Annotated in this window: 21 protein-coding genes and 2 pseudogenes; 10 read left to right on the plus strand and 13 right to left on the minus strand. The window is 58.0% G+C overall.

Translation table 11 applies throughout. The annotated features are described in order from the left end of the window. Window positions 1–7: 7 nt before the first annotated feature. The 3 genes and pseudogenes from ECL_RS15470 to ECL_RS15480 form a co-directional block, all read right to left on the minus strand. Window positions 8–4,264 (minus strand): RHS repeat-associated core domain-containing protein, encoded by a 4,257-nt coding sequence (locus tag ECL_RS15470; RefSeq protein ID WP_013097665.1) that lies wholly within the window; start codon window positions 4,262–4,264, stop codon window positions 8–10. A 17-nt stretch (window positions 4,265–4,281) separates the two neighbouring features. Continuing rightward, complete coding sequence (locus tag ECL_RS15475) at window positions 4,282–4,719, minus strand: DcrB-related protein (RefSeq protein WP_038981063.1); 438 nt, start codon at window positions 4,717–4,719, stop codon at window positions 4,282–4,284. A gap of 72 nt (window positions 4,720–4,791) precedes the next feature. Then, window positions 4,792–5,028 (minus strand): annotated as a pseudogene (locus ECL_RS15480) (efflux transporter periplasmic adaptor subunit); the annotation flags it as partial. A gap of 189 nt (window positions 5,029–5,217) precedes the next feature. On the opposite strand from ECL_RS15480, the gene ECL_RS15485 reads away from it, so the two are divergent. The 4 genes and pseudogenes from ECL_RS15485 to ECL_RS15500 form a co-directional block, all read left to right on the plus strand. Then, a complete protein-coding gene (locus ECL_RS15485) occupies window positions 5,218–5,688 on the plus strand; it encodes a PAAR domain-containing protein (RefSeq protein WP_013097668.1) in 471 nt (156 codons plus the stop codon). Next, window positions 5,688–7,079, plus strand: coding sequence for a PAAR domain-containing protein (locus tag ECL_RS15490; protein WP_013097669.1), 1,392 nt, complete (start codon window positions 5,688–5,690; stop codon window positions 7,077–7,079). The genes ECL_RS15485 and ECL_RS15490 overlap by 1 nt, the downstream gene beginning before the upstream one ends. Further along, window positions 7,080–7,472, plus strand: coding sequence for a hypothetical protein (locus tag ECL_RS15495; RefSeq protein ID WP_013097670.1), 393 nt, complete (start codon window positions 7,080–7,082; stop codon window positions 7,470–7,472). A 59-nt stretch (window positions 7,473–7,531) separates the two neighbouring features. Beyond that, window positions 7,532–7,753: pseudogene (locus tag ECL_RS15500) on the plus strand (helix-turn-helix domain-containing protein); the annotation flags it as partial. Here the strand turns inward: ECL_RS15500 and ECL_RS15505 are convergent. After that, window positions 7,750–8,640: an oxidoreductase gene (locus ECL_RS15505; protein WP_013097672.1), complete on the minus strand. Its 891-nt coding sequence runs from the start codon at window positions 8,638–8,640 to the stop codon at window positions 7,750–7,752. The pseudogene ECL_RS15500 and the gene ECL_RS15505 overlap by 4 nt on opposite strands. Before the next feature lie 105 nt (window positions 8,641–8,745). On the opposite strand from ECL_RS15505, the gene ECL_RS15510 reads away from it, so the two are divergent. Then, window positions 8,746–9,867, plus strand: a complete 1,122-nt coding sequence (locus ECL_RS15510) for a YbdK family carboxylate-amine ligase (protein ID WP_013097673.1) — start codon at window positions 8,746–8,748, stop codon at window positions 9,865–9,867. Here ECL_RS15510 and ECL_RS15515 read toward each other — a convergent pair. The 3 genes from ECL_RS15515 to ECL_RS15525 all read right to left on the minus strand — a co-directional run bounded on the left by ECL_RS15515 (window position 9,818) and on the right by ECL_RS15525 (window position 16,840). Next, complete coding sequence (locus ECL_RS15515) at window positions 9,818–12,952, minus strand: efflux RND transporter permease subunit (RefSeq protein WP_013097674.1); 3,135 nt, start codon at window positions 12,950–12,952, stop codon at window positions 9,818–9,820. The genes ECL_RS15510 and ECL_RS15515 overlap by 50 nt on opposite strands. Window positions 12,953–12,961: 9 nt before the next feature. Then, window positions 12,962–14,026: an efflux RND transporter periplasmic adaptor subunit gene (locus ECL_RS15520; RefSeq protein ID WP_013097675.1), complete on the minus strand. Its 1,065-nt coding sequence runs from the start codon at window positions 14,024–14,026 to the stop codon at window positions 12,962–12,964. A gap of 105 nt (window positions 14,027–14,131) precedes the next feature. Beyond that, window positions 14,132–16,840, minus strand: a complete 2,709-nt coding sequence (locus tag ECL_RS15525; RefSeq protein WP_013097676.1) for a cation-transporting P-type ATPase — start codon at window positions 16,838–16,840, stop codon at window positions 14,132–14,134. A 489-nt stretch (window positions 16,841–17,329) separates the two neighbouring features. On the opposite strand from ECL_RS15525, the gene ECL_RS15530 reads away from it, so the two are divergent. Further along, window positions 17,330–17,578 carry a DUF1158 domain-containing protein gene (locus ECL_RS15530; RefSeq protein WP_013097677.1) on the plus strand — a complete coding sequence of 83 codons (249 nt, stop codon included), beginning with the start codon at window positions 17,330–17,332 and terminating at the stop codon, window positions 17,576–17,578. Between the two features lie 47 nt (window positions 17,579–17,625). On the opposite strand, the gene ECL_RS15535 is transcribed toward ECL_RS15530, so the two are convergent. Together ECL_RS15535 and ECL_RS15540 are read right to left on the minus strand one after the other, a co-directional pair. Further along, complete coding sequence (locus ECL_RS15535; protein WP_014830972.1) at window positions 17,626–17,967, minus strand: RamA family antibiotic efflux transcriptional regulator; 342 nt, start codon at window positions 17,965–17,967, stop codon at window positions 17,626–17,628. A gap of 32 nt (window positions 17,968–17,999) precedes the next feature. Beyond that, a complete protein-coding gene (locus tag ECL_RS15540; protein ID WP_013097679.1) occupies window positions 18,000–19,103 on the minus strand; it encodes an MBL fold metallo-hydrolase in 1,104 nt (367 codons plus the stop codon). Window positions 19,104–19,293: 190 nt separating this feature from the next. On the opposite strand from ECL_RS15540, the gene ECL_RS15545 reads away from it, so the two are divergent. The 3 genes from ECL_RS15545 (at window position 19,294) to nfsB (ending at window position 21,016) form a co-directional block, all read left to right on the plus strand. Further along, window positions 19,294–19,884, plus strand: coding sequence for a TetR/AcrR family transcriptional regulator (locus tag ECL_RS15545; protein ID WP_013097680.1), 591 nt, complete (start codon window positions 19,294–19,296; stop codon window positions 19,882–19,884). Continuing rightward, the gene (locus ECL_RS15550; protein WP_013097681.1) at window positions 19,874–20,242 is read left to right on the plus strand and encodes an MmcQ/YjbR family DNA-binding protein; all 369 of its coding nucleotides are present in this window, start codon (window positions 19,874–19,876) and stop codon (window positions 20,240–20,242) included. The genes ECL_RS15545 and ECL_RS15550 overlap by 11 nt, the downstream gene beginning before the upstream one ends. 120 nt (window positions 20,243–20,362) lie before the next feature. After that, on the plus strand, window positions 20,363–21,016 hold the full coding sequence (gene nfsB, locus ECL_RS15555) for an oxygen-insensitive NAD(P)H nitroreductase (protein ID WP_013097682.1): 654 nt from the start codon (window positions 20,363–20,365) through the stop codon (window positions 21,014–21,016). 36 nt (window positions 21,017–21,052) lie between these two features. Here nfsB and ECL_RS15560 read toward each other — a convergent pair whose 3' ends face one another. From ECL_RS15560 to ECL_RS15575, 4 genes are all read right to left on the minus strand, one after another. Next, window positions 21,053–21,340: a helix-turn-helix domain-containing protein gene (locus ECL_RS15560; RefSeq protein WP_013097683.1), complete on the minus strand. Its 288-nt coding sequence runs from the start codon at window positions 21,338–21,340 to the stop codon at window positions 21,053–21,055. Further along, the gene (locus ECL_RS15565; protein WP_044158813.1) at window positions 21,321–21,650 is read right to left on the minus strand and encodes a type II toxin-antitoxin system RelE/ParE family toxin; all 330 of its coding nucleotides are present in this window, start codon (window positions 21,648–21,650) and stop codon (window positions 21,321–21,323) included. The genes ECL_RS15560 and ECL_RS15565 overlap by 20 nt, the downstream gene beginning before the upstream one ends. A gap of 139 nt (window positions 21,651–21,789) precedes the next feature. Next, on the minus strand, window positions 21,790–22,824 hold the full coding sequence (locus tag ECL_RS15570; protein WP_044158814.1) for a hypothetical protein: 1,035 nt from the start codon (window positions 22,822–22,824) through the stop codon (window positions 21,790–21,792). Then, complete coding sequence (locus tag ECL_RS15575; protein WP_013097685.1) at window positions 22,821–23,690, minus strand: helix-turn-helix transcriptional regulator; 870 nt, start codon at window positions 23,688–23,690, stop codon at window positions 22,821–22,823. Before ECL_RS15575 ends, ECL_RS15570 begins: the two co-directional genes overlap by 4 nt. A 107-nt stretch (window positions 23,691–23,797) precedes the next feature. Between ECL_RS15575 and ECL_RS15580 the strand changes: the two genes are divergently transcribed. Next, window positions 23,798–25,234, plus strand: coding sequence for an MFS transporter (locus ECL_RS15580; protein ID WP_013097686.1), 1,437 nt, complete (start codon window positions 23,798–23,800; stop codon window positions 25,232–25,234). Window positions 25,235–25,297: the final 63 nt, after the last annotated feature.

A 25,297-nucleotide genomic window follows, 5' to 3' on the forward strand; every position in this document is an offset into this window, starting at 1 on the left:
ATTGATATTATTGACAGCTCTTCAAATTCTTACGGGTAAGGTTGCGGTCTATCAGTCGTCCTTTACCTGGAGTGTCATAACTGCCACGATGACCTTGTAGTCCATGTAAATGCTCATCATAGCCGCTTGGATGATTAGCATTCTGGAGAAATACAATATTCCTTGGATCACCTTGCCATTTTCCTCCCAGAACACCATTACCTTTCACACTATTGATATGATGGCCTGTATAACCCATTTCGGACATAACCGACGATAATTGGCGGTTATTTTTTGTGCTTAGTATTATTTCCCGTTCAGCAGCCGTCCAGTCTCGGCTTCCACCTCCAGCCGCAACTAGTTCTCTTTCTTCTCCCCATGCTCGGCTTATTGCTGTCGCCCTAGCTCCCGGCTGCGCGCTAAGGCTAGGATCTGGTTTGTAACGAACTAAACCTTGCGCGGAGAGTCCCCACGGATCAATCCACCCCAACGGATTCGGCGCATACTGATAAAGGTTCCACCCGCCATTCAACCCAATCGGATCCTGCACAATAAACCGCCCGACCTGCGGGTCGTAGTAGCGGAACAGGTTATAGTGCAGCCCCGTTTCACCGTCAGCGTACTGCCCTGCATAGCGAAGCGGTTGATGCGCCATCGCTGTGCGATTCACAACCCGTGAGAACCCTTCGCTCTGATGGCGCACCTCGCCAAAGCTGCCGTACTGGCCGCTCCAGCGTACCGCACCACGTTCGTCGGTCACCTCCAGCGGCGCGCCGTTCAGGTCGGTGTTGAACCAGTAAATCTCACCGCTGCTCTGGTCTCGGAGATGATCCACCCGCGCCAGCGGGCTCCAGGCTTCATTCGGGTCATAAATATATGTACTGCACAACCCGGTTTGCTGCTGCTCCTGCAACAGGCGGTAGCCCTGCCACAGGAAGCGCGTTTCGGTGGTGCCGTGCGCGGTGGTGACGATTTTGCGGGTACGGCGGCCCAGCGCGTCGTAGTGATAGCGCGCCTCAAACCGCCCTTCCGGCCCGGTTCCGCGGGCGGATACCAGACGGTTCTCGGCGTCATACGCATAATGCTGTTCATACAGCCCGTTGCGGCGGCTGACCAGGTTGCCCCAGTGGTCGTATTTCATAAACAGCGCCTGCCAGTGCTGCAGGCGGTTATCCGTGACCGGTACCGCATCATCATTGGCGGCGAGGTTATCCGCGGCGTCATAGCTGAACTGCGCGCGGCTGTGCCCCTGTCGGGCCTCGTAGTGCTTCAGCAGACGCCCTTCGGCGTCGTAGCCGTAATCCACCTCACCGCGCAGGGTGTCGCTGACGCCAGAAAGCTCACCGCGTGCGGTGTAGCGATACAGGCGTTCCAGTATCGCCTGCTCCGGCAGGGTCACCTCCGTACTCAGCTCACTGCGCTGCAGGGTACGTCTGCCAAGGCTGTCATACTGGCGGAGCTGCTCGCGCGCGCCCTGGGTGCGGCGAATTTCCCTGTGCAGGCGGTCGCGGGTGAACTCGGTCACCAACTGCTGCCCGAAGCGGATGGCGCTGACATGGCCGGAGCCATAGTGCAGCCAGGCCAGCTTTTGCTCGCCGGGCAGCGTCAGGCCGGTCAGGTTGCTCAGGGCATCCCATTCATAGCCCACTGCGCCGTTAATGCCGGATTCGCTCAGCACGCGCCCGGCGGCATCGTGGCGGTAAGCAATCTCATCGCTTTCGATACCCAGCGCAACGCCTTCGGCTGTTGGCGTGCGGCGGATGCGGGTGATCTGGCCGCTCAGGTCGCGGACGTAGCGGTACTCCGCGTGGCGCTGAGTGCGCCCGATCAGCAGCCCGCTGTCGTCATAGCTGAACTGCTGGACGCGACGGGCGATGCCGCCGTCGGCGGCAGGTCGGCCGTTTTCTTCGAGCGCGCAGAGGAACCCTCGCGCATCCCATTCCATATGGCGCACGGTCTCGTCCGGGCGCGTTTCGCTGAGCGGGCGGCCCACGGCGTCATAGGTGAAGCGGTATTCCGCCCCGTTGCCGTTATCGAGTCGCAGCAGGTTACCGCGCGGGTCGTAGCGCCACTGGCGCACGCGGCCAATACGATCGGTGAGGCTGACCGGGAGACCGAGCGCGTTATAGGCCCAGCTTACCTCGCTTTCCAGCGGGTCGCGCCAGCCCGTGAGCTGGCCGCGTTCGTTCCACACCAGCGACTCGCGGCTGCCGTCCGGATGGATCACGGCACTCAGCAGCCCGGCGTTGTTCCACTCCCGACGCGTGATATTCCCTTCCGCATCCTCGCTGGCAATCAGCTGCCCGAAACGGTCGTAACTGAAACGGGTCACGCTGCCAGAGCAATCGGTGCGCTGCGTCAGCAGCCCCTGGATGTTCCAGACCAGACGTACCACGCCGCCGAGGGCATCGGTGATGCTCTCCGGCAGGTTCTCTTCCTCATCGGGATAGTGATACGCGGTGGCGTTACCGGCCGGATCCGTTTCCGACAGCAGACGACCGCGAAGGTCGTACATCGCCTGCGATGAAGTACCGTCCGGGTAGACCGTCCGGGTGATGCGATCGGTCAGACGATACCAGTAATATTCTGTGCAACGGCCCGCCGGGTCCGTCTCACTGGTCATGCGGCCATACTTATCCCAGGTACTGCAGCGCATCGCACCGCCGGGCAGAATGACATCGCTGAGCTCGCCGTCGCGGTAGACAAACGTCGTCTGGCGGCCGTCGTAATCCGTGAAACGCGCGACGTTGTCGTCGTCGTCAATCAGCCAGTTCGCCTGCGCACCATCATCACGATTGGCGCGACGGATGCCGTTTTCAAAATCGTATTCAAACGTCAGCTGTTCGCCGCCGCTGTGGCGGAAACCGACCACGCGCGGCAGACCATCAATCTCCCGCCAGCGGTATTCGCTCAGCAGGCCATTGGCGTCCTCGTGGGCGCTCATCAGCCCGTCCTGCCAGCGGAAGCGTCGGCGCACGCTACCGCCCCGGCCGGTCACACAGACCAGCTGGCGCTGTTCATCATAAGCGTAACTGACCAGGCAAATCTCGTCATCCAGCCAGGCGCTGGCGAGCCTGTCACGGTCGTAGCGGCAGACCACGCGCTGGCCCGCGCTGTCGGTCAGGGCATGCAGGGTATTATCCGCATTCCACTCGAAGAGGATATCGTTGCCGCAGGGTTCTGAGATGCGCTGAAGCAGTGACGGTGCGTCATCTTTCAGCGCTGCGTAGTGCCAGCGCTCGCCACTGACGTCATACACCGACCAGCTGTCGTCATGGTGATGTTCAAGCCAGTTTTTTTCGCTCTCGCAGTAGGTGCGCATCCCTTTCGGCACGTTCGGGAAGGCAACGTAATCGCCGGACGGCGCACGCCACACCAGCCCGTCCTGATAGGGCTCCAGGCGGCTTTCCCAGAACAGGCTCCAGCCGCGGCCCAGCACGCTGTCACCGGGGTTGCCGCTGCGCCAGTAGCGCTGCCAGCGCACCGGCAGGCGTGACGGCAGAACGAAATCGAGTTCATCATCCCCGCTGAGAAACTTCTGTCCGCTGACGATATCCACCGGACGGGCGATGATCCCCGCGGCCGCTACGCCGGTCATCAGCGTGCCGGCGCGGCAGGCGATACGGGCCAGCTTATTGATCCCAGGGATTTTGCCCAGCAGCTTAGAGAGCGCCCCGACTTTGCCGGCCGCACCGCCCCAGCCACCGAGAAGCCCGGCGAACAGCAGGGTAAGATCGGAGACTTTATAGAGCCACTCGGGCACTTCAGACTGAATGGGCAGGGTTTGCTGCGGATCGCCGCCGATGAAGACGTTGTCCGAGCCGGTCATCACCTTCGCGTCGCAGGTGGTGCGATCCCCGATGCGGGACGCAGGCTGGCTGTTAATCGAGACGCGCTTAGAGCCTTCGGCCATCTGCTGCGAGCCATCGTCCGAGCACTTCACCGCGCTGTCCGTCGCGATGGCGGCGGGTTTGCTGTTGATAAACACATTGGGCGAGCCGGAGGTGATGACGCCTTTCTTCGTCATACTGGATGCCCCGGCATCGGCGATACTGTCCCGGGCGGCGGTCGCCAGCTCCCCGGTGTAATACCCCACGGCCAGGCTTGCGCCGACGAGCAGCACACCCACGCCAAGGCAGGATGCGCCGAGACCGGCAATAAACATCGCCCCCGCCAGAATGCCCCCGGCGGCGGCAATCAGGCCACCGACAATCGTTCCGGCAATCATCCCGGCCAGCGCACCGGAGTGGCCGATATCATCACCAACGCGTGCAGCTTCAAACATAACGACTATCCCTGGTGTTAATGGTGGAAGCGAAAGCTCCTGAGAAGATCGCCGAACAGCGCGCAGTCCGTATCGCCCAGCGTACGGGTGCAGGTCATGGTGAACACCAGAATGTTATCGCCCTCGGCATTAAACACGGCCTGCTGCTGCCAGATGCGTTTCCCGTCGCGCAGATAGCTGGCGTGGACAATTTCACCCTGCAAAAGGCCGTCGCCGAGCGTTGCGGCACTGCGTTCACCCTGCTTCCAGCCCTTGAGATGTTTTTCCATCAGGGCGAGCTGGCGATCGATATACGCGGCAAGCGCTTCGCCGGGGTTGAGGGTATCGCGGGAGATGTTGAATGCTGGCGCATCCGCTGCAGGCGGCGCGAAGACATTGACGGTACGATCCTGATAGCCCTCAGGAAAAGCGATCATTCCTTCATTAAACAGGCACTGCGAAGATGGTTCTGACATTGAGCGGGTCCCACCACATTTTTTCAGAAGCGGTAAGTTTCGCATATGTGTTTAAGGCTGACTATCCCCAGATTATTGTCCCACCGCCACGCTCGCCGACAGGCCCGCCACCAGCTCAACCCCCTTCGGTAAGGTGTCGATATGAATGCGCACCGGCACGCGCTGCGCCAGCCGCACCCAGCTGAAGGTGGGCTCCACGTCGGGCAGACCCAGCCCGCCGGTCTCGTCATTGTTATCGCCAATCCCATGACCGATGCTCTCCACGTGCCCCGTGAGGACAGGGTCATAACCCATCAGCGGCAAGTGCGCCATGATAATTGGCCGCCGCGACGACGCTTAACGTCAGCGTATAGCGAGCCAGTAAAGAGAGCAGTGATTTCATGACTATAACCTTCTCTTACGAAACGTAGTTTCACTTAGATTTAATACTTGTTGTGCATGTGGTCATTGTTTGTAAAATGACCGCAGGGATTATTTCCATATAAAGTAGAGGGATTTATGCAGCAATACACCAACGAGATCACGCCTGAAATCCGAGAATCCTCCTCACAGGAACACTACGACGAAGATTTTTTAGCAAGCTGTGACAGCAAGACACGTGAAGAGCTTGAGGATTTTAATAAACAAGTTAGTCGCCCATTAGCCTCCATTTTCCGATTCGCTGTAGTGGGAAGCATCACCCGCAACGGGGGAGTGATCCGCAATGCTTCGGCAGGCAGTCCAACTGGTGGGTATAAGATGGCGCGGGTTGGAGATAGAGTTGTTTACGCTGACGGCAGTGAAGCCACTATTATTTCCGGTGCAGGTGTAGCGCGTTTAATGCAAGGCGCATCTGCGGCACTGGTTGGCAGTATGCTCGATAACGGAGAAGAAATAATCTCAACACCACAGTCCAGCGGCAGACTGGTATTTCGTGAAGGTGACACATTCCCGAAAGGATTCTTAACCATGCCAGGGAGTAAGCACTGATGGGCGTTAAGGGGTACTTTTTATTCAGGGGCGATAAGACAGTATGCGGCGGTAGGATTATTGAAGGATGGAGTGATCATCAGTTTTTCGGTAGAGACATGTCCTGTGAAGGTCATCAAGTGACCTGTGGTAAATATCCAGGTCGTTACCGTATCTGTGGCGGGCTTGATACCGACTATATACATGGTAAAAGGATCGCCGGAACGCTGCACAGCTATAGCTCCTGTCCCTGCAAATCGAAATTCGTTCCTTCAAACTTTGACGATGGTTACGAACTTGGTGGAGAAGAAACAGTAACACACACTGATCTGTCTCACCCCTTAGGGATTCCTGTACTCCCAGAACCGATTGAATCAGAACCGGAACAACACGCCCAGACAGCGAAGAAGAAAACAGGCATAGACGCTGGTTTTGCCGTTCTCCCCTATGGCGGCACTACAGAAGCCTGGCAACGTCTGCTATTCACCGAAAACCCGCCAGCGGGAGCAAAGGAACTATTCGCTACGCTGAACGGCCCCGATGAAAAATACAAAGCTGGTTCGATTATGCTTCTGGTTGATCCTGAAAAGCAGGACGAGGAACAGATTGCCCACATGAAAGCCGCGAAAGCGAGGGTTGATGCAGCGTTAGAACCACTGACTATCCAGGAAGCTAACTTTCTTCATAAGAACAAAGACACCATTGATCTGTTTACTTCACGTGCCAGTACGACAGCCGGGGTTGCTTCAGATGCTGCTGGTAAATACTTTGAGAAGATCGAAAATGTTTTGACCAGGATTCAGCAAGCGTACAAAAATCAGTACATTACCAGTGGATCACTGATCAGCGAACAGTTCTATGTGCAGAGGCGGCAGCTATTCGGTGAACTTGATAGCATTCTCACTGATTTCACCCGTCACAAACTCGCCTTGCAAGACTACCCGGACATCAAGCGAGCATTAGGACTATCGACCAGTTCTATCACTCACCGCTGGAATCAAACGGGGGTTGCTGACATTGAAGGCTACGCCACCTTCATGGAGAACGCAGCAAAATACGTGAAGATGATGAAAGCAGTTGGCTATGTCGGTATTGCTCTCGATGGCGCTAACAGGCTGGACAAAGTTTATGAAGCCTGCACCGTTGGGAGCGATTGTGAAAAAGCGGCATTTACTCAGGTCGGCGGATTCAGTGTTGGTACTGCTGCGGGTATTTACACATCCTCAGCAGTGTATAGTGGAGCCACTGCGGCATGTGCGGTAGTGCTCGGCGCGTTAACTGTAGAAGTCGGAGCCGTTGGCGCGTTAGCATGTGGCGTAATAGTTTCTGGAGCCGTTGGGTATGGTGTCGGTGAAGTTGGCAGCAACGTTGGGGAGTTTGCAGGAGAGAAAATTTATGAGGTTGTTAAATAAATGTTCACTCTATCTGATCTGATTATCTGCGGATTCGCGGGGTTAAGCCTCTGCTGTGGTATCGCGGTCGCGTTCCTCTCATTTCTCAACAAAAAGCGCTTCTCCGCGATCTGCACGCTGTATAAAGAAAAGTTTGGTTCTCTCCCTGCCGGATCGATTATCTTCGATAATGCCGATTCTATAGGGTTTAGCTCAGGTTACGCAGCGAAGATCAACTTTATCGTGAACCCTTTGATCTTTGGTAAAAGCTCAGTTGACAGTACAAATGATGATGTTGCATTCATCAAAGACTTGCCACCTCACCTCAAAAACTGGTTTATCGTCGAGTATGCTTTCTCCGCTTTAGGATTGGTATCAATCGTTATCGCCGGAGCAGTGTTGTATTTTCGATAGCATCCCTTTAAGCAAAAATACAGGAAAAAATTGATTTTAAATATATTTTTATTTTATTTGCGCGCCTGATGCAGCGCGAGACCGGGCTGAGCTTTGGGCGATGGCGGCAGCAGCTGCACCTGATTATCGCCCTGCAGGAGCTGGCGAGCGGTGCCCCGGTGCAGAATGTGGCGACAAAACTCGGGTATGAATCCGTGAATGCGTTTATCACCATGTTTCGCAAAGCGATGGGCACCACGCCCGCGCACTACTTTGCCGAACGGAAAAACAGCGGCCGTTAGCCCGGCCCCTCGCTCCCCGCCGCCAGCAGCGGCACTATCACATCGCTGATGGGCACCGGAATACCGTGCGCGCGGCCATAGCGCTGGATCACGCCGTTGCGGATATCCCACTCCAGTGGGCGGTTGGCCTGACGGTCGGCAAGGATCGAGGTGCCTAAATCGGCCGGGGCGCGCTGGAAATTCGCCAGGATCTCCTGCGCAACGTCATCATTGAGCGCTGCCCCCTCGGCACGGGCGACAGCAAGGCCTTCGCGCAGATACGCCAGCCCCAGCGCGCTGATATCCTCGCGCGAAAACATCCCGGCACGACGGTTGGCCAGCACCATCAGCCCGGCCACCGCGTTTTGCAGCAGCTTGCGCCAGGCGACAGTGGCGAAATCAGCCGACAGCTCAACCGCACAGCGTGTGCCCTGCAACGCGTCTACCACCCGTTTTGCCTGCGGAACGTCCGGCAGCGTCAGGCGCGGTTTGGCGCGCAGCCAGACGGAGGCATCCGGCTCACGCTGCGCCGGGAACCAGACCACCGACGGCAGCACCGTTGCGCCATTAACCCACGGCTCCAACTGAGCTTTCTGCTCCACGCCGTTTTGCAGGGCGCAGACCACTGTGTTTTCATCGCACAGGGTGCGCAGCCACCCGGCGCTGTCGGCGTTCTGCGTCGTTTTTACCGCCACAAAAACCAGATCGGCGGGACGCGTGACGACGGACGGGTCGGTTAATACCGGACCCGGCACGACCGTTTCACCTTCGTCGTCGCGCAGACGCAGTTCAGGATGTGCGGTGCGTCCGCACAACTGCGGCGTGCGGCCAGCGTCATGTAGCACCGCGGCGATAGTGGTACCAATTGCACCAGGACCAATCAGCGCAATCACTGGATTGTCAGACATGGTTAACTCCCCTTTTCGCTAAGCCTGCTAACAGTTATACCACTGTAAAAAGTGAGCGCCACGTCGTTGTCTATACTCAACACACGACAGACAACGGAGTGCGCCATGCCTTTACCCGATTTCAAATCCTCTGAACCCTATACCCTTGGCATCGAACTCGAGCTGCAGGTGGTTAACCCACCGGGATACGATCTGAGCCAGGACTCTTCCGCGCTTATCGCCGCCGTTAAAGACGACATCAAAGGCGGTGAAGTTAAACACGATATCACCGAAAGCATGCTTGAGATTGCCACCGGCGTGTGCCAGAACATCGATCAGGCGGCGGCACAGTTCTCCATGATGCAGCAGAGCATTTTGCGGGCGGCGGCGGAGCAGCATATTCAGATCTGCGGCGGCGGGACGCATCCGTTCCAGAAGTGGCAGCGGCAGGAGGTGTGCGATGACGAGCGCTACAACATCACGCTGGAGCGCTTTGGCTATCTGATTTTACAGGCGACGGTGTTTGGCCAGCACGTGCATGTCGGGTGCCGGACCGGCGATGACGCAATTTATCTGCTGCATGGCCTGTCACGCTTTGTCCCGCACTTTATCGCCCTGGCCGCCGCATCACCCTACATGCAGGGCACGGACACAAAGTTTGCCTCCTCACGACTCAATATCTTTTCCGGGTTCCCAGATAACGGGCAGATGCCGTGGGTCAACAACTGGCAGGAGTTCGAGGGGCTGTTTCGCCGCCTGAGCTCAACCAGCATGATCGACAGCATTAAAGATCTGCACTGGGACATCCGCCCCAGCCCACATTTTGGCACCGTTGAGGTGCGGGTGATGGATACGCCGCTGACGCTCGGCCATGCGATCAATATCGCCGGGCTGATCCAGGCGACATCCCACTGGCTGCTGACCACCCGGCCGTATAAGCATCAGGAGAGAGATTTTCTGCTGTATCGCTTTAACCGTTTTCAGGCGTGTCGCTACGGGCTTGAGGGCATACTGACGGACGTGCATACCGGCGAGCATAAGACGGTGGCGGAAGATCTTGCCTGGCTGCTGGAGCAGGTTGCGCCATCGGCCGAGAAACTCGGCGCGACGAGCGCGATTAAGGAACTTGCCCTGCTGTTAAAGCAGGGCAAGAGCGAGGCGCAGCGCATGCGGGACTTTATCGCCGACGGCGGCTCGCTTATTTCTCTGGTTCAGAAGCACTGCGAGCTGTGGGCGACGAGTCCGTAAGGCCGTGCCCCCACTCGCGCAGGCGCTGGAACAGCACAAACAGTGCGGGGATGAACAGGATCCCCACCACGGTCGCCACCAGCATACCGCTGAATACCGTAGTACCAATGATGCGACGGCTTTGGGCACCCGCCCCGGTCGCCAGCATCATTGGCAGGACGCCAATGATGAACGATACCGCCGTCATCATTACCGCACGGAAGCGGCGTGATGCTCCCTCGCGAGCCGCATCGACAATTGCTATCCCCTCCATGCGCCGCGCGCGGGCAAACTCGACGATAAGGATCGCGTTCTTGGCAGCAAGGGCTATCAGCAACACCAGGCCAATCTGCACATACACGTCGTTGGCGTAGCCGGCTATCCACAGCCAGACCAGCGCCCCGCCGATGGCGAACAGCACCGAGAGCATTACGCTCGCCGGAAGCGTCCAGCTCTCGTACTGGGCGACGAGGAACAGCCACGCCATCACCACCGCCGCCAGCACGATCCAGATTGCCTGATTGCCGGTCTGCTGCTCCTGGTACGACATGCCGCTCCAGGCGTAGTCGTACCCGGCGGGCAGGCTCTGCGCCAGAATGTCGCCCATCGCCGCCATCGCAGTGCTGCTGCTCACCCCTTCCGCCGCGGAACCGCTCACCGACACCGACGGAAACTGGTTGTACTGCTGCAGGAACGGCGCACCAACGGTGGGCGTGATGGTCACGAGATTACTCAGGCGCACCCGCTCACCGTTGTTGCTGCGCACAAACAGCTCGCTGATTTGCCCGGCGCGCTCGCGCCACTGCATCTCATTTTGCATCACCACATGGTAGACGCGGTTGTTGACGCTGAAATCGCCGGCACGCGTGCCGCCAAATGCGGTTTGCAGGCTGCTGAAGATGCGTGACACCGGTACGTCGAGACGCGCCGCACGCTCGCGATCAACGATCAGCGTCAGCTGCGGCACGTTGCTGCTCCAGGTGGTGAATACGCGGCTCAACTGCGGATGCTGGTTGGCTTTCACCAGCACCTCGCGGGTGATGCGCTCCAGCTCCGCCGGGCTCTGCCCCGCCTGCGCCTGAATACGCAGGTCGAAGCCGGAAGCATTGCCCAGCCCCGGCAGCGTCGGCGGGGCAAAGGTCATGATGGTTGCTTCCGGCAGCGCCAGCAGCTGGCGCTGAAGGGTACCCATCACGTCATCCAGCGGCGGACGCTCGCTCCAGTCCTTCAGCATGATGGAGATAAACCCGCCGTTGGAGGCGCTGGTGCCGTTGAGGATGTTAAACCCGGAGACCTGAATCACGTCTTCCACCGCCGGATGTTTAGCAATTAATTCGCGTGCCGTAGCCATCACCGCCTCGGTGCGCTCCAGCGAGGCCGCTTCCGGCAACTGAACGCTGGCGAAGAAGTAGCCCTGATCTTCCTGCGGCAGGAAGCCTTTAGGCATCGACATAAAGCTGAACACCACCACAGCCGCCGCGCCTGCGGTGGCCAGCAGTGCCAGCCACGGACGAAGGGTGAATATACTCACCATGCGGGAGTAGAGGCTACGCGTGGCCTCCAGCCCCCGGTTGAAGCCGCGGAAAATCGCCGCGGGCTGCGCCGGACGCGGACGCAGCAGCAGCGCACACAGCGCGGGTGTCAGCGTTAGCGCCACCAGGCTTGAGAGCGTTACGGCGGTGGAGAGCGTGACCGCAAACTGGCGGTACAGTTCGCCGACAATCCCCGGCAGCAACGCCACCGGCACGAATACCGCCAGCAGCACCAGCGTCGTCGCGATCACCGGCCCGGCAATCTGGCGCAGCGCCAGCGCTGTCGCCGCAGTCCGGCTCTGCCCTTCCGCCATCAGCGTTTCAACACTCTCCACCACCACGATGGCGTCATCCACCACCATGGTCAGCGCCAGAATAATGGCGAACAGGCTGAGCGTGTTGGCGGAATAGCCAAGCGTGTAGAGCACCGCAAAGGTGCCCACCAGCGACACCGGAATGGCAAGGGCGACAATCAGCGTGGCGCGCCAGCTCTGCAGGAACAGGGAGACGACCACCACCACCGCCAGCATCGTCAGCGCCAGGGAGACGCCAATCTCTTTAATGGTGGCAGCCACGAAGGTGGTGGTGTCGAATTTCACCTCATAAACCAGGTCGTCCGGGAAGCGCGTCGAGAGACGCTCCAGCTCTGCACGCACCGCCCCGGCGACGCGCAGGGCGTTAGCAGACGGAGTGGGGTAAATACCAAGGTAGGCGGAGTCATGTCCGTTCAACTGCGCGCCGGAGCTGTAGCTGCGTGAGCCAAGTTCGATGGTGGCAACGTCCTGCAGGCGCACCAGTTGCCCCATCTCGCCCGCGCGGATGATGATGTTGGCAAACTCTTCTGCCTGGTTTAAGCGCCCCAGCCCGTTGATGGTCAGGGTCTGCTGCTGGCCGTTAAAGACCGGTGGTGTACCGACCTGGCCTGCCGCGCCCTGCACGTTCTGCTCGCGCAGCGCCTGCGCCACGTCGTCGGTGGTGACGTTGAGCGCGTTCATGCGATCGGGCCGCAGCCAGATGCGCATGCTGTAGTCGCGCGCGCCAAACATCTGCACCTGCCCGACGCCGGGCAAACGGGACAGCGCCTCGCGCACCTGAGTGCTGGCGTAGTTGCTGACAAACAGCGGCGTGTGGGTGTTTTCCGGTGAGTAAAGACTTACCCCCATCATCAGGTTGGTGGCGCGCTTGCGCACCTGCACGCCGTTTTGCTGTGCCTCGGCCGGTAGCTGTGCCGTGGCCTGCGACACGCGGTTTTGCACGTCGATGGCGGCCAGATCCGGGTCTGTCCCGGCAGCAAACGTGATGTTCAGGCTGTAGGTGCCTTCATCCGAACTGGTGGACTCCATATACAGCATGTGGTCCACGCCGTTAAGCTGGGTCTCCAGCGGCGTGGCGATGGCCTCGGCCACGTCAGCCGCGCTGGCCCCCGGCCATGACGCTGACACATTCACGACCGGCGGCGTGATCTGCGGATACTGCTCCACCGGGATCAGCTTCAGCGCGATAGCCCCCAACAGGGTAATGACCAGCGCAATCACCATCGCAAAGCGCGGGCGTTTGATGAAAAACGTCAGCATGATGGCTCCTTAATTCAGTATCTGGACGGCAGCGCCGGGCTGAACACGCTGCACGCCGTCAGCGATCGCTCGCTCACCAGGCTGTACGCCAGAGGCGATCTGGAACTGCTGCCCGATCTGTCCGGCGACCGTCAGCGGACGTTTTTCCGCCTTGCCGTCGGCGTTTACCACCCAGGCGAAGAAACCGTCGTCATTCTGCTGTACGGCAGCGGCGGGCAGCGTCATAACCGGCGTTGCGCTGGCGGGCCGCAGAAAAACATTCACATTGCCGCCGGGCAGCAGCTGATGGCGTGGATTGGCGAATTCGGCGCGCAGCATCACGCTGGCGGTGCGCGGGTCGATGCGGTTGTCCACCGACGTCAGCTCGCCGACGATGCGCTGGCCGTTGCTGTCAATTAATGCCTGCCAGGCCTGCTTCATGGTGCGGAGATCGGTATGCTTGCCGACTTTAGCGGCAAAGGTGCCCTCTTCCAGCGCAAAAGCGATGCGGATCGGATCCAGCTGCACCACATCCACCAGTACACCGCTTGCGGGGTTGACCAGGCTGCCGACGTGGAAGTTGCTGTGCCCCACGCGCCCAGCAATCGGTGACGTGATGCGCGTGTACCCCAGCGTCACGTTGCGGGTTTCCAGCCGGGCTTTCGCCTGCTCCAGCGCGGCGCGGGCGACATCGCGCTGCATACGGGCGTTATCCACATCGTGGCGGCTGATGGCGTTGTTGTTGCCCAGGCTTTCAAAACGGGAGAGCTGCTGCTGCGCCTGCCGCAGCGTGGCTTCGGCGCTTGTCACCTCGGCCTGGGCCAGACGCACGGCAGCACGCGGCTCGGCATCATCCAGTTCGAACAGCACGTCGCCTTTTTTCACATATTGCCCGTCGCGGAAGTTGATTTTGGTTATCACGCCTTCCGTGCGTGCGCGCAACTCAACGGTGTGAATCGCCTCGATGCGGCCCGGGATCTGGCGTTCAGCAGCGTGGGTAGTTTGTTCCACGGTGGCAACGCGAACAGGGATGGCGGCGGCAAAGGCAGGTGGCAGGGTGAAGGTAAGCAGTGCGAACAGGAGTGGGAATTTCATGGGAGTACCTCAGGGTTGTTGCCCTCACCCCGGCCCTCTCCCACCGGGAGAGGGAGGTCAGGGTCCCCTCTCCCTGTGGGAGAGGGTTAGGGTGAGGGCAAAAGGTTATGCAGCCTTACGGAACCTGCGGGTGAGTCGCTTCTCGATTTCGACGACGAAGAACATCACGCCCGCTACCGCAAGCGTTACGAACCAGTAGCGCAGCGGCAGCGCTTCCGTCCCGAACAGCATCTGCATAAACGGCAGGTAGATGATGGCCGCCTGAAGCAGGAACAGCACGCCGGTAACCAGCCAGATCCCTTTGTTTGCCAGCAGGCCGCGGTTCAGGGAGAACCCTTCGGTATTGCGGCAGTTGATCATGTACACCCACTGGGCACAGACCAGCATCTGCAGCAGCACGGTGCGGATGAACTCCGCGCTGTGACCGCGCGGGGCCAGCAGGGCTTCCAGCGCAAAGGCGGCGATGGCAATCATGGTGCCCACAAAGGCCACGCGCCACACGGCATACGCGTCCATCACATGCTGCCCGGTCTGACGCGGCGGACGGCGCATGATGTTGCGCTCGGCGGCTTCAAACGCCAGGCCGAAGGAGAGCGTGGCGGAGGTTGCCATGTTCATCCACAGAATCAGTACCGGCGTGAGCGGAATGATGTTCCCCGCCAGCAGCGCAATCACAATCAGCAGCCCCTGCGCCAGGTTAGTTGGCATGATGAACAGAATGGTTTTCTTCAGGTTGTCGTAGACACGACGCCCCTCTTTTACCGCGCTGGCAATGGTGGCGAAGTTATCGTCCGTCAGGACCATGTCCGCCGCCTCTTTGGTCACTTCCGTGCCTTTGATGCCCATCGCAATACCCACGTCCGCCTGACGCAGCGCCGGGGCATCGTTCACGCCGTCGCCGGTCATGCCGACGATTTCGCCTTTGTCCTGCAGCGCTTTCACCAGGCGCAGCTTATGCTCCGGGCTGGTACGGGCGAAGATGTCATACTTCACCGCCGCGTCCGCCAGCTCGGTGTCATCCATCTTCTCCAGCTGGTAGCCGGTCACCGCCTGCTCGCTGTTGGTGATCCCCAGCATCTGGCCAATGCTCATTGCCGTCTGCGGGTGATCGCCGGTGATCATCTTCACGCGGATCCCCGCCTGCTGGCAGGCGTTAATGGCGTCAATGGCTTCCGGGCGCGGTGGATCCATCATCCCGGCGATACCGAGGAAGATCAGACCGTGGCTGAGATCGTCATGCGTCAGCGCCTGCTCGCCGTTTGCCGGTTTGAACGCTGCGGCCACCATACGCAGCCCCTGGCGCGCATAGCGCTCCATCTCGCTTTCCCAGTACGCACGGTCAAACGCCTGCGCACCGTTGCGGGTCTGCTGCTGTGCGCAGAGGGCGAAAATCACATCCGGCGCGCCGGTGATCAGGATTTGCTCCTCACTGCCAATCTGGTAGTGGGTGCTCATGTACTTGTACTGCGAGTCGAACGGGATTTTGTTAATCAACGTGGTCATGACCGGCGCGAGGTGGGCTTTCGCCGCCAGCACCTTCAGCGCGCCTTCGGTCGGCCCACCGGTGATGCCCCACAGGCCGCGCTCGTCCTGAATCAGCTGGCTGTCATTGCACAGGTCGATGGTGCGCAGGTACTGCTCCAGCACGGTGTCCGGCTGGATCTGCATCGGCTCGTCGCTGCCTTCCAGGTAAATGTTGCCCACCGGCTCGTAGCTGTTGCCGTCCACGCGGTAGCAGGCGTCAGCGGTGATGATGGCCTTCACCGTCATTTCGTTCATGGTCAGGGTGCCGGTTTTATCCGAGCAGACCACGGTCATCGCCCCCAGGGTTTCAACCGTTGGCAGCTTGCGGATAATCGCCCGCTTGCGCGCCATCGCCTGTACACCCAGCGAGAGGATAATGGAGATAATCGCCGGCAGACCTTCCGGTACGGACGCCACCGCCAGGCTAATCAGCGAGAGCAGCAGCTCGCCCATTGGGATCTCGCGGAACACCAGGCTGAAGATAAACAGCGCCGCCATCATCGCCAGAATAATGGCGAAGATAGCCTTGCCCAGCTTGTCCATCTGTACCAGCAGCGGCGTGCGGTGTTTTTCAATCCCATCCATCATCTGGTTGATGTGGCCAAGCTCGGTCTCCTGCCCGGTGGCAATCACCACGCCGATCCCCCCACCCGCGCTTACGGTGGTGCCCGAGAAGACCAGGTTAGTGCGATCGCCCAACGGCAGTTCACCGTTCAGCGGGTTGGTGTGTTTATCTACCACCGTTGATTCGCCGGTGAGAATCGCCTCTTCCACGCGTAAATTATGTGCTTCGATTAAGCGCATATCTGCGGGAATACGATCCCCCGCACGTAAAACAATAATATCGCCCGGAACTATTTCAGTTGTGGGTATTGTTTCATGGTTGCCATCGCGAATAACACGCGCCTCGCTGGAGAGCATATTACGAATACTCTTCAACGATTTTTCCGCGTTGCTTTCCTGAATATGACCAATTAACGCATTGATCACCGCCACGCCTAAAATAACCAGCGTATCAACCCAGTGGCCCATTATTGCCGTTAATACGGCTGCGGCCAGCAGGACATAAATCAGAACATCATTAAAATGGGCTAAAAAACGCAGCCAGGCGGGTTTACCTTTTTTCTCTGGCAGCGCATTCGGGCCATGTTTTTGCAAACGCGCCTGCGCCTCTGCACGCTCCAGACCTGTGGCCTGGCTCTGGGTGTGCGCAAGCACCTGCTCTACGGTCTGCTGGTATGCCAGCCCGCCGGAAGGCGGCACGTTCGGGGACAATTTTTTTTCGGTCATCGTATTTTTCCTTCAATATCCGGTGAACTGAAGCCTGAATTCCTTTCGGGCTAAAATAAATTCATTTTAAAGTCTTGCGAGTAAAATTGATCTACCGCAATATAATGACTTCTCGGTTATTCAAAACTGCATAAAACTATTTCGATGAGCCAATTTTTACAAAATATTTCTAAACCAACTTTAAACGAGGAGGAACCATGTTTGGTATTTATCGCGGACGCCGTCTGGCGTTATACATTATCGCAGCCATTGTTATTGCAACGTTAATTGGATATAGCACCTATTCCTTTGTAAAATTATTTTCGTAATCCAGACATTAATTGACATAACGCGATATTGTTTTAATCGCGCGTGAGGATTTATTTTTATTTTACGAATAAGAAGCTGATAAGCGGTGATTATTTCAGTGAAACCGGGTGGGTGGGTTTATATTGCTTTACGTTCCGGGATGCCGGACAATGACATTTTTAACTGACGATTAACATTACGATGAAACACCCGTTAGAATCGCTGCTCACTGCGGGCGGCATTTTATTGCTGGCCCTGCTTTCGTGCCTGCTGCTACCGGCACCCTCTCTCGGGCTGGTGCTGGCGCAGAAGCTGGTTCAGACCTTCCACATGGTCGACCTTAACCAGCTCTACACCATTCTGTTCTGCGTGTGGTTCTTACTGCTCGGCGCCATCGAATTCTTTGTGCTGCGTTTCGTCTGGCGCCGCTGGTTTTCTCTGGCGTCGTAAGCGTGATGCAGGCCCGGTCAGGCGAAACCGCCACCGGGTAAAACAGCTCAGTGTGCCCTGCTGTGGTTCTCTTTACGATACGCCCCAGGCGGCTGGTTGAACGTGCGGGTGAAGATGCGAGTGAAGGTCTGCTGCGAGTCAAACCCGTAACGCAGGCAGATGTCGTATACCCGGGCGTCTGATTCGCGCAGATCCCGCGCCGCCAGCAGCAGCTTGCGTTCACGGATATAGCGCCCCAGACTCTCCCCTTTGTATTGCATAAACAGCCGCTGCAGGTGCCATTTCGAGTAACCCGCATGGCGGGCAATCTCTTCGATACGTAATGGCTGGTGCAGGTTATCGTCGATCCACTCGACGATAGTGTCGATGACTTGAGCGGAAATGGTCATACTGCTCTCCCCTTCAGCTTCCTGATTGATCATTATTCCCACCACTCACGAAATGTTTGCGTGGGATCACTCACCCGGACAGGCTCGCCCAGCGCGGGTGTCAACAGCCGATAATTTTTGTCCTTGCTGGCTTTTGCCAGTTGGATCAGCGGATCGTTCCAGGTATGTTTCGCCAGCACGAAGCGCCCGTTATGTCCCGGCACCACGGCTTTCGCGTTCAGATCCACCGAGGCCTGCGCCGTCTCTTCCGGCAGCATATGGATGTACTTCCAGTCCTGGTCGTACTGACCGTTTTCCATAATGGCTAAATCCACCTCGCCAAACTGCTCGCCGATGGCCTTAAAATGCGGCCCGTAACCTGAATCGCCGCTGTAATAAATCTTCTGTTCGGGCGTAACGAACATAAAACTGCCCCACAGGGTTTGATTGCGCTTGATGCCGCGCCCGGAGAAGTGACGCGCAGGCAGTACATGTACCGTCAGCGCCTCGCTGATGCGCACCGACTGGTTCCAGTCGCGCTCTTCAATAATCTCCGGCTTCATTCCCCAGTAACGCAGGTGCGATCCCACGCCCAGCGGAGTGACCACGCGTTTCACCTTTGGCAGCAGCGCCGTGATGGTGGCGTAATCCAGGTGATCGTAGTGATCGTGCGAAATGATCAGCAGGTCGATCTCCGGCATGCTGCTCGCCTGCCAGGGATATTCCCCGGCGAAGGCTTTGTTGAGGAATGAAAACGGCGCGGCGTAATTCCCGAGAACGGGGTCGATAAGGATCCGTTTCCCCGCCAGCTGCATATACCAGGAGGAGTGACCGAGCCACACCAGCGTCTCCTGCTCCCGCGGCAGGCTTGCGAGATCGGTTTTCACCAGCGGCAGCGGCTGTGCAGGACGGGCGTTTTCGGTCTTTTTGGTCAGGAACTCCCACATCGCCACCAGCATATTTTTGTCGCCGTTATAGCCTGGCGTGGGCAACGTATTGTGGAATTTGCCGTCGCGATACTGCGGCGAGGCCTCCACTTCCGTGAGCTGCGCACCCTGCGGTGGCTGACCAAATCCGGCATTCAGAACAAACGGTAAACTCGCGGCTGAAGCAATAATCATGACAAACACCACGCAGATGAAGAGGGACTTTTTCATATCCTGACCCGAAAACGCGCCCCATCCGATGGTTTGCGCGGGCTGAACTTGATTATGAGTGAGTAAGCACTCATTATAGATATGATGATAAAGTCGTCAAGACGTTTTCGATCTTTGACATTCCGCGTTGCAGCGGGTCAAAGCACGTGTTTCAATCAGGGTTTTTACAATTGACAGGAGGAAAAATTTAGTGGCACGTCCGAAGAGTGAAGATAAAAAACAGGCCTTACTGGACGCCGCAACCGCGGCATTTGCGCAGTCAGGTATTGCCGCCTCAACGGCGTTAATTGCCCGTAAAGCGGGCGTCGCCGAAGGTACCCTGTTCCGCTACTTTGCTACCAAAGACGATCTGCTGAATGCCCTCTACCTGCACCTCAAGCAGGACCTCTGTCAATCAATGCTCTCTAATCTGGATCGCAGCCTTACCACACCGAAAGAGCATACGCGAAACATCTGGAACAGCTATGTGGACTGGGGGATTCGTAACCCCGTGGCGCATGCGGCAATCCGCCAGATAGGCGTGAGTGAAAAGCTGAGCGCCGAAACGGAACTGGCGGTGAAAGAGATGTTCCCGGAGCTGCATGAACTCTGCCGCCGCTCGGTGCGCCAGGTATTTATGTCCGATGAGTTTAAAACCTTTGGCGATGCGCTTTTCTTATCGCTTGCCGAATCCACAATGGAATTTGCCACCCGCGATCCTTCTCGCGCCGTCGATTTTAAAGCGCTCGGGTTTGAGGTTATGTGGCGCGGGCTTGCCCAGGAAGAGAGCGATGGACAGTAAATCCCTGCAGGAGCACGCCAAACGCGTGGCGCTGGAGCTGCCTTTCACCGAACACTGCTGGCCGTTTGGGCCAGAATACGATGTGTTTAAGATAGGCGGAAAAATTTTTATGCTGATGGGCACCGTACATGGACGGCCCCACGTCAGCCTGAAGTCAGACCCGGAAAAATCGCTGTTAAACCAGCAGATTTATCGCGGGGTGGAACCGGGCTATCACCTCAATAAAAAACACTGGATTTCCCTCTACGGTACCGACGACGTCACGCCAGAACTGGTGACCGATCTCATCAATGACTCGTGGAATCTGGTGGTGGATAAGCTGCCGAAAAAAGACCAGAAGTGGATCAGACCGGTTTGATTGTTCGTCTGAGACGAACAGTATAAGCGCTCGAATCGCACTTATCTTTTTCCGCGTCTCGCTGTAATCTGCTCTCCTTTCGCGCCCGCGTGCGGGCGAATTTCATTACCAGGAGTTGTTATGGATATTATTTCTGTCGCCCTGAAACGCCACTCCACCAAGGCGTTCGACCCCGCTAAAAAACTGACCGCAGACGAAGCGGAAAAGATCAAAACCCTGCTGCAATACAGCCCGTCCAGCACCAACTCCCAGCCGTGGCACTTTATTGTCGCCAGCACCGAGGAAGGTAAAGCTCGCGTGGCGAAATCTGCCGCAGGCACTTACGTCTTCAACGAGCGCAAAATGCTGGACGCTTCTCACGTGGTGGTGTTCTGCGCGAAAACCGCGATGGATGATGCCTGGCTGGAACGCGTGGTGGATCAGGAAGAAGCCGATGGCCGTTTCAACACGCCAGAAGCCAAAGCGGCGAACCATAAAGGTCGTACCTACTTCGCTGACATGCACCGTGTGGATCTGAAAGATGACGACCAGTGGATGGCGAAACAGGTTTATCTGAACGTGGGTAACTTCCTGCTGGGCGTGGCTGCACTGGGCCTGGATGCGGTACCGATTGAAGGTTTCGACGCCGCGATCCTCGACGAAGAGTTCGGCCTGAAAGAGAAAGGTTTCACCAGCCTGGTGGTGGTGCCGGTTGGGCATCACAGCGTGGAAGATTTCAACGCCACGCTGCCAAAATCTCGCCTGCCGCTGAGCACGATTGTGACTGAGTGCTAATCAGTACTGGCACGCTGGATCCCGGCGTGCCAGCTGTTAATAAAGCGTGATCTGCGGATGCTTTACCCCACACACCAGCGCATAACGCGTTAAGGTATCCAGACTGGCTCGTGTGATATTTGCTTCCATTCGTGAAACCGTTGGCGCGCTAACCCCCATCCTCTCTGCCACCTGCGCACGCGTCAGTCCGGCCTGGTTTCGCCATTGCGCCAGCATGTCACGCAGACGCGCTTTACGCTCTTCCGCATCAAAAGATGCCTGTACCTCGGAATCACTTAATAACTCTGCTCTTAATTCGTCCCAGTTAATAATCTTCTTGCTCATCTAACATCTCCTGTTGTCTCTTCAGTGCCAGACGGATTTCAGCGGAGGGGGTTTTTTGCGTCTTCTTAATAAAGACCCGCAACAGAAAAATGGTCTTCTCCCGTTGATAGACATAAATTCCGCGACTATGGAGCAGCCCAATTGTTCTTATTTCAAACAAGCCATGTGGCAACGGCTTGCTATCAGGCTCCCTCAATGCGGTTGGATGAGTACGCAATTTATCTAGCTGGCGAATCAACTTCGCCTGTACCACCGCAGGCAATGCGAGGATCTCCTCCCGAACCGCATGATGAACGATAAGTCTGAACATGGTTATTCATCCCTGACGATATTAACATATAAGGCAATTTGCATTAAAGGCTAATTTCACCTTTCGTGATTTACCTTACACGTTTGCGCCAGGATCAACCGAGTCCACGTCGATTCCCTGAATCCTTCTCGCAAAAAACTTACCTGGCCGGGTTACCGGCGTGCCAGATTCGTTCTGCATAGCGCCCAATCACCGCCAGCGACGCCGCGAGGAGCAGGAAGAACACCACTTTGTTCATCCCGTCCCAGAAGTATTCGAAGTAGCGGGTGTAGAGGTTAATGGCGAGGAAGGTCAGGCCAAAACCGCGCAGCATGCCGTCGTCGGTTTTAAGGCTGATGTAAATGCAGAGCACCGCCGCCACGGCGAACAGCAGCGCCCACGGCAGCAGCGAAGCCTGCGTAACGCCATACCAGTTATCGATATCGTAGTTGCCGAAAATCGACATGATCCACAGGGCGACAAACAGATACGTGAGCCCCATCGCTTTGCTGGTCGTGTATAGATGGCGCGCCTGTAGCCTTCCGCGCAGCAGCCAGCACAGTGCCAGCAGCGCACCGCCGAAGAAGATAAAGCGTACCGGGTAGTTCATTCCCAGCCAGTAGGCGCCCCAGCCGGACATATAGCCCGTCTCCGCACCAAACCAGTTACCGAGTGAGAGCAGAAAAAACAGCCACACCAGGCCAGAGCGACCAAAGAAGCCCACCAGCCCGTAAACCGCACATCCCGCCAGGAACAGCGGTGCGATATGGCCGCTGCCGTTATCCAGACGCTCCCCGAGTTGCCAGAGTGCGATGGCGGTAAAGAGCACGCCGAGAAAAAGCATGGCTTCAGTGCTGTAATGCCACTGGGTTTCACGCCGCTGTCGGCTGAAGCCCCACAGATAAAACAGCACGGCAACCAGCGCAGGCAGCCCGATGCGGGCGATGGAGGAGAAAGAGAAGAATGCAATAATGCGCGCCATCAGTTCACTGTCGGAGAACAGGCTGCCGATAGCAATAATCACGCAGGCCAGCGCCGTCCAGAAGGCATAGCGGCTGAGCCGCTGCCAGTCCATGGTGACGCGTGTCAAGGTGCCCGCCAGACGCTGATGCTCGTCAGCGCTTAATGTGCCTTCCTGCTGCCATTCGTTGAGCGCGCGGCGCAAAAGCCGCTCCTGTTTTCGGGTTACCTTCATTTTGCCTGCTCCGCCAGCCATTCCATCGCCCTCTCCCCCGCGTCATCCACCGGCAGATAGACCAGCAGCCGCGATCCATTACGCGGTGCAGAGTACCAGTACATCTGCTGCAGGGTAAACTCGCCCAGCTCAGGATGGGTAAACAGCTTGAGCTGATTCTCCACTCCGCGCACGTCGTTGCGCTGATGCCACAGGGTTTTAAATTCCTCAGACACTGCAAAGAATCGCGCCAGTTTCGCTTCCCACAGCGGATCGCCCCGGTGCTCGGCCATCGCCGCGCGGAAATAGGAGACAAAGATCGGCAGCACGTCGTCACGCTTGCCAAGCCGCGCACGCCATGCGGGATGGGTGAGGAAAAGATAAATACAGTTGCGATCTTCCGGCGGGATCGCATTGAAATCGACGCCCATTAAGTGCCCGAAGCTGTCGTTCCACGCCACGATATCGAAGTTGGGTTTCTGGATGCTGGCGGGTTTCGGCATGAGGGTATCAAGCAGGCGACGCGTGCCCTCGCTGATCCCCTCGCAGCCCGTCGCCTGTGGCGCTTCACCCGGCGGCAATCCGGCCAGCACAAAAAGGTGGCGCGTCTCGGTCGGGGTGCATTGCAGCGCTTTTGCCACTGCCGCCATCACGGTGCTGGAGGGATTAACATCTCTGCCCTGCTCCAGCCACGTGTACCAGGTCACGCCCACGTCAGCCAGCAAAGCCACCTCTTCACGGCGCAGCCCCGGCGTGCGGCGGCGGCCGCTGCGCGGCAATCCAAGACGCTGTGGATCAAGGCTCTCACGCCGGGCGCGTAAAAATGCCCCCAGCTGTTTTCGCGTGTCGTCCTTGAGTGAGACAACAGGTTCAGACATCAGCGCCATAACTCCCCCTGCATGGTAGTGCCAGTACCAGTATAAGCAAGAACTGGTACCCGTTTATCAGATCGTTGATGCTACGACCATCTGTTGAATGACGCAATGGAGTTACCATGAATACGTCAGTTGTTTCACCGGGTCGCGCAGGCCTGATATTGCTGTTAACCGGCCAGATGCTGCCGCTGATTGATACCTCGATCACCAACGTGGCGCTGGACGCTATCACCCACTCCTTGCACGCCACCGCCACCGAACTGGAGCTGATTGTCGCGCTCTACGGCGTGGCCTTCGCCGTCTGCCTTGCCCTTGGCAGCAAGCTCGGGGATAACCTCGGGCGCCGTCGTCTGTTTATGTGGGGCGTGGCAAGTTTTGGCCTGGCGTCGCTGCTGTGTGGAATGGCGGGAACCATTGAGCAACTGCTTGCTGCGCGCATCATTCAGGGCGCAGGAGCGGCGCTGATCGTGCCACAAATCCTTGCCACGCTGCACGTGACGCTAAAAGGCACGGCCCATGCGAAAGCGATCAGCCTGTTTGGCGGTATCGGCGGCATTGCGTTTATCGTCGGGCAGATGGGCGGCGGCTGGCTGGTGTCGGCAGATATCGCCGGGCTGGGCTGGCGTAACGCCTTCTTTATCAACGTGCCCATCTGTCTGGTGGTTCTGGGCTTGAGCCGTCGCTATGTGCCGGAAACCCGTCGCGAAACCCCGTCGCGCATTGACTGGACGGGCATCGTCCTGCTGGCCGTCATTCTCTGCTGCCTGCTGTTTCCAATGGCCCTCGGCCCGCAGTGGCACTGGTCCTGGCCGCTGAAGGCCGCACTGATGGCGATTATCCCGCTGGGGTATCTGATGGTCTTAAATGCCCGTAAAAAAGAGCGTGAGGATGCCCATCCGCTGATCCCGCCGCGTCTGATGCAGCTTCGCAGCATCCGCTTTGGCGTGCTGATTGCGCTGCTCTTTTTCAGCGTCTGGTCCGGGTTTATGTTCTGTATGGCGCTGACCATGCAAACCGGTCTGGGAATGGCACCGTGGCAGTCGGGGAACAGTTTTATCGCCCTGGGGGTGACCTATTTTATATCGGCATGGTTTGCCCCGCGTCTGATTGCCCGCTACAGCACCAGCTCGATTCTGCTGACCGGGCTGGCGATTCAGATTATCGGCCTGCTGGCGCTGATTGCCACCTTCCGTCTCTGGGGCATGGACAACACGGCGCTGACGCTGGCACCGGCAACCGGGCTGGTTGGCTATGGGCAGGCGCTGATCGTCAACAGCTTCTACCGCATCGGGATGCGCGACATTCAGCCTGACGATGCCGGGGCGGCCAGCGCGATTTTAAGTACGCTGCAGCAGGCCGCCCTGGGGCTTGGCCCGGCGATTTTTGGTGCGATCCTGCTGCACGCGCTGCAAAACCACCACGGCGATTACACCCAGGCGATTAACGTCTTCCTCGCCGTGGAAACCGGCATGATGATCGTGCTGGGGCTGGCAACGTTACGTATGCGCCATCGTCTGTGCCTGCTGGTGGTGAAAACCTGCCACGCCACCAAATAAGCCGCGAATTTGCATAATAGATCCGCAGCCGCCATTATGGGGCTGCATCAATACAGGAGACGT

Origin of the sequence: Enterobacter cloacae subsp. cloacae ATCC 13047, from assembly GCF_000025565.1 — a bacterium.
Classification (GTDB): Bacteria; Pseudomonadota; Gammaproteobacteria; order Enterobacterales; family Enterobacteriaceae; genus Enterobacter; species Enterobacter cloacae.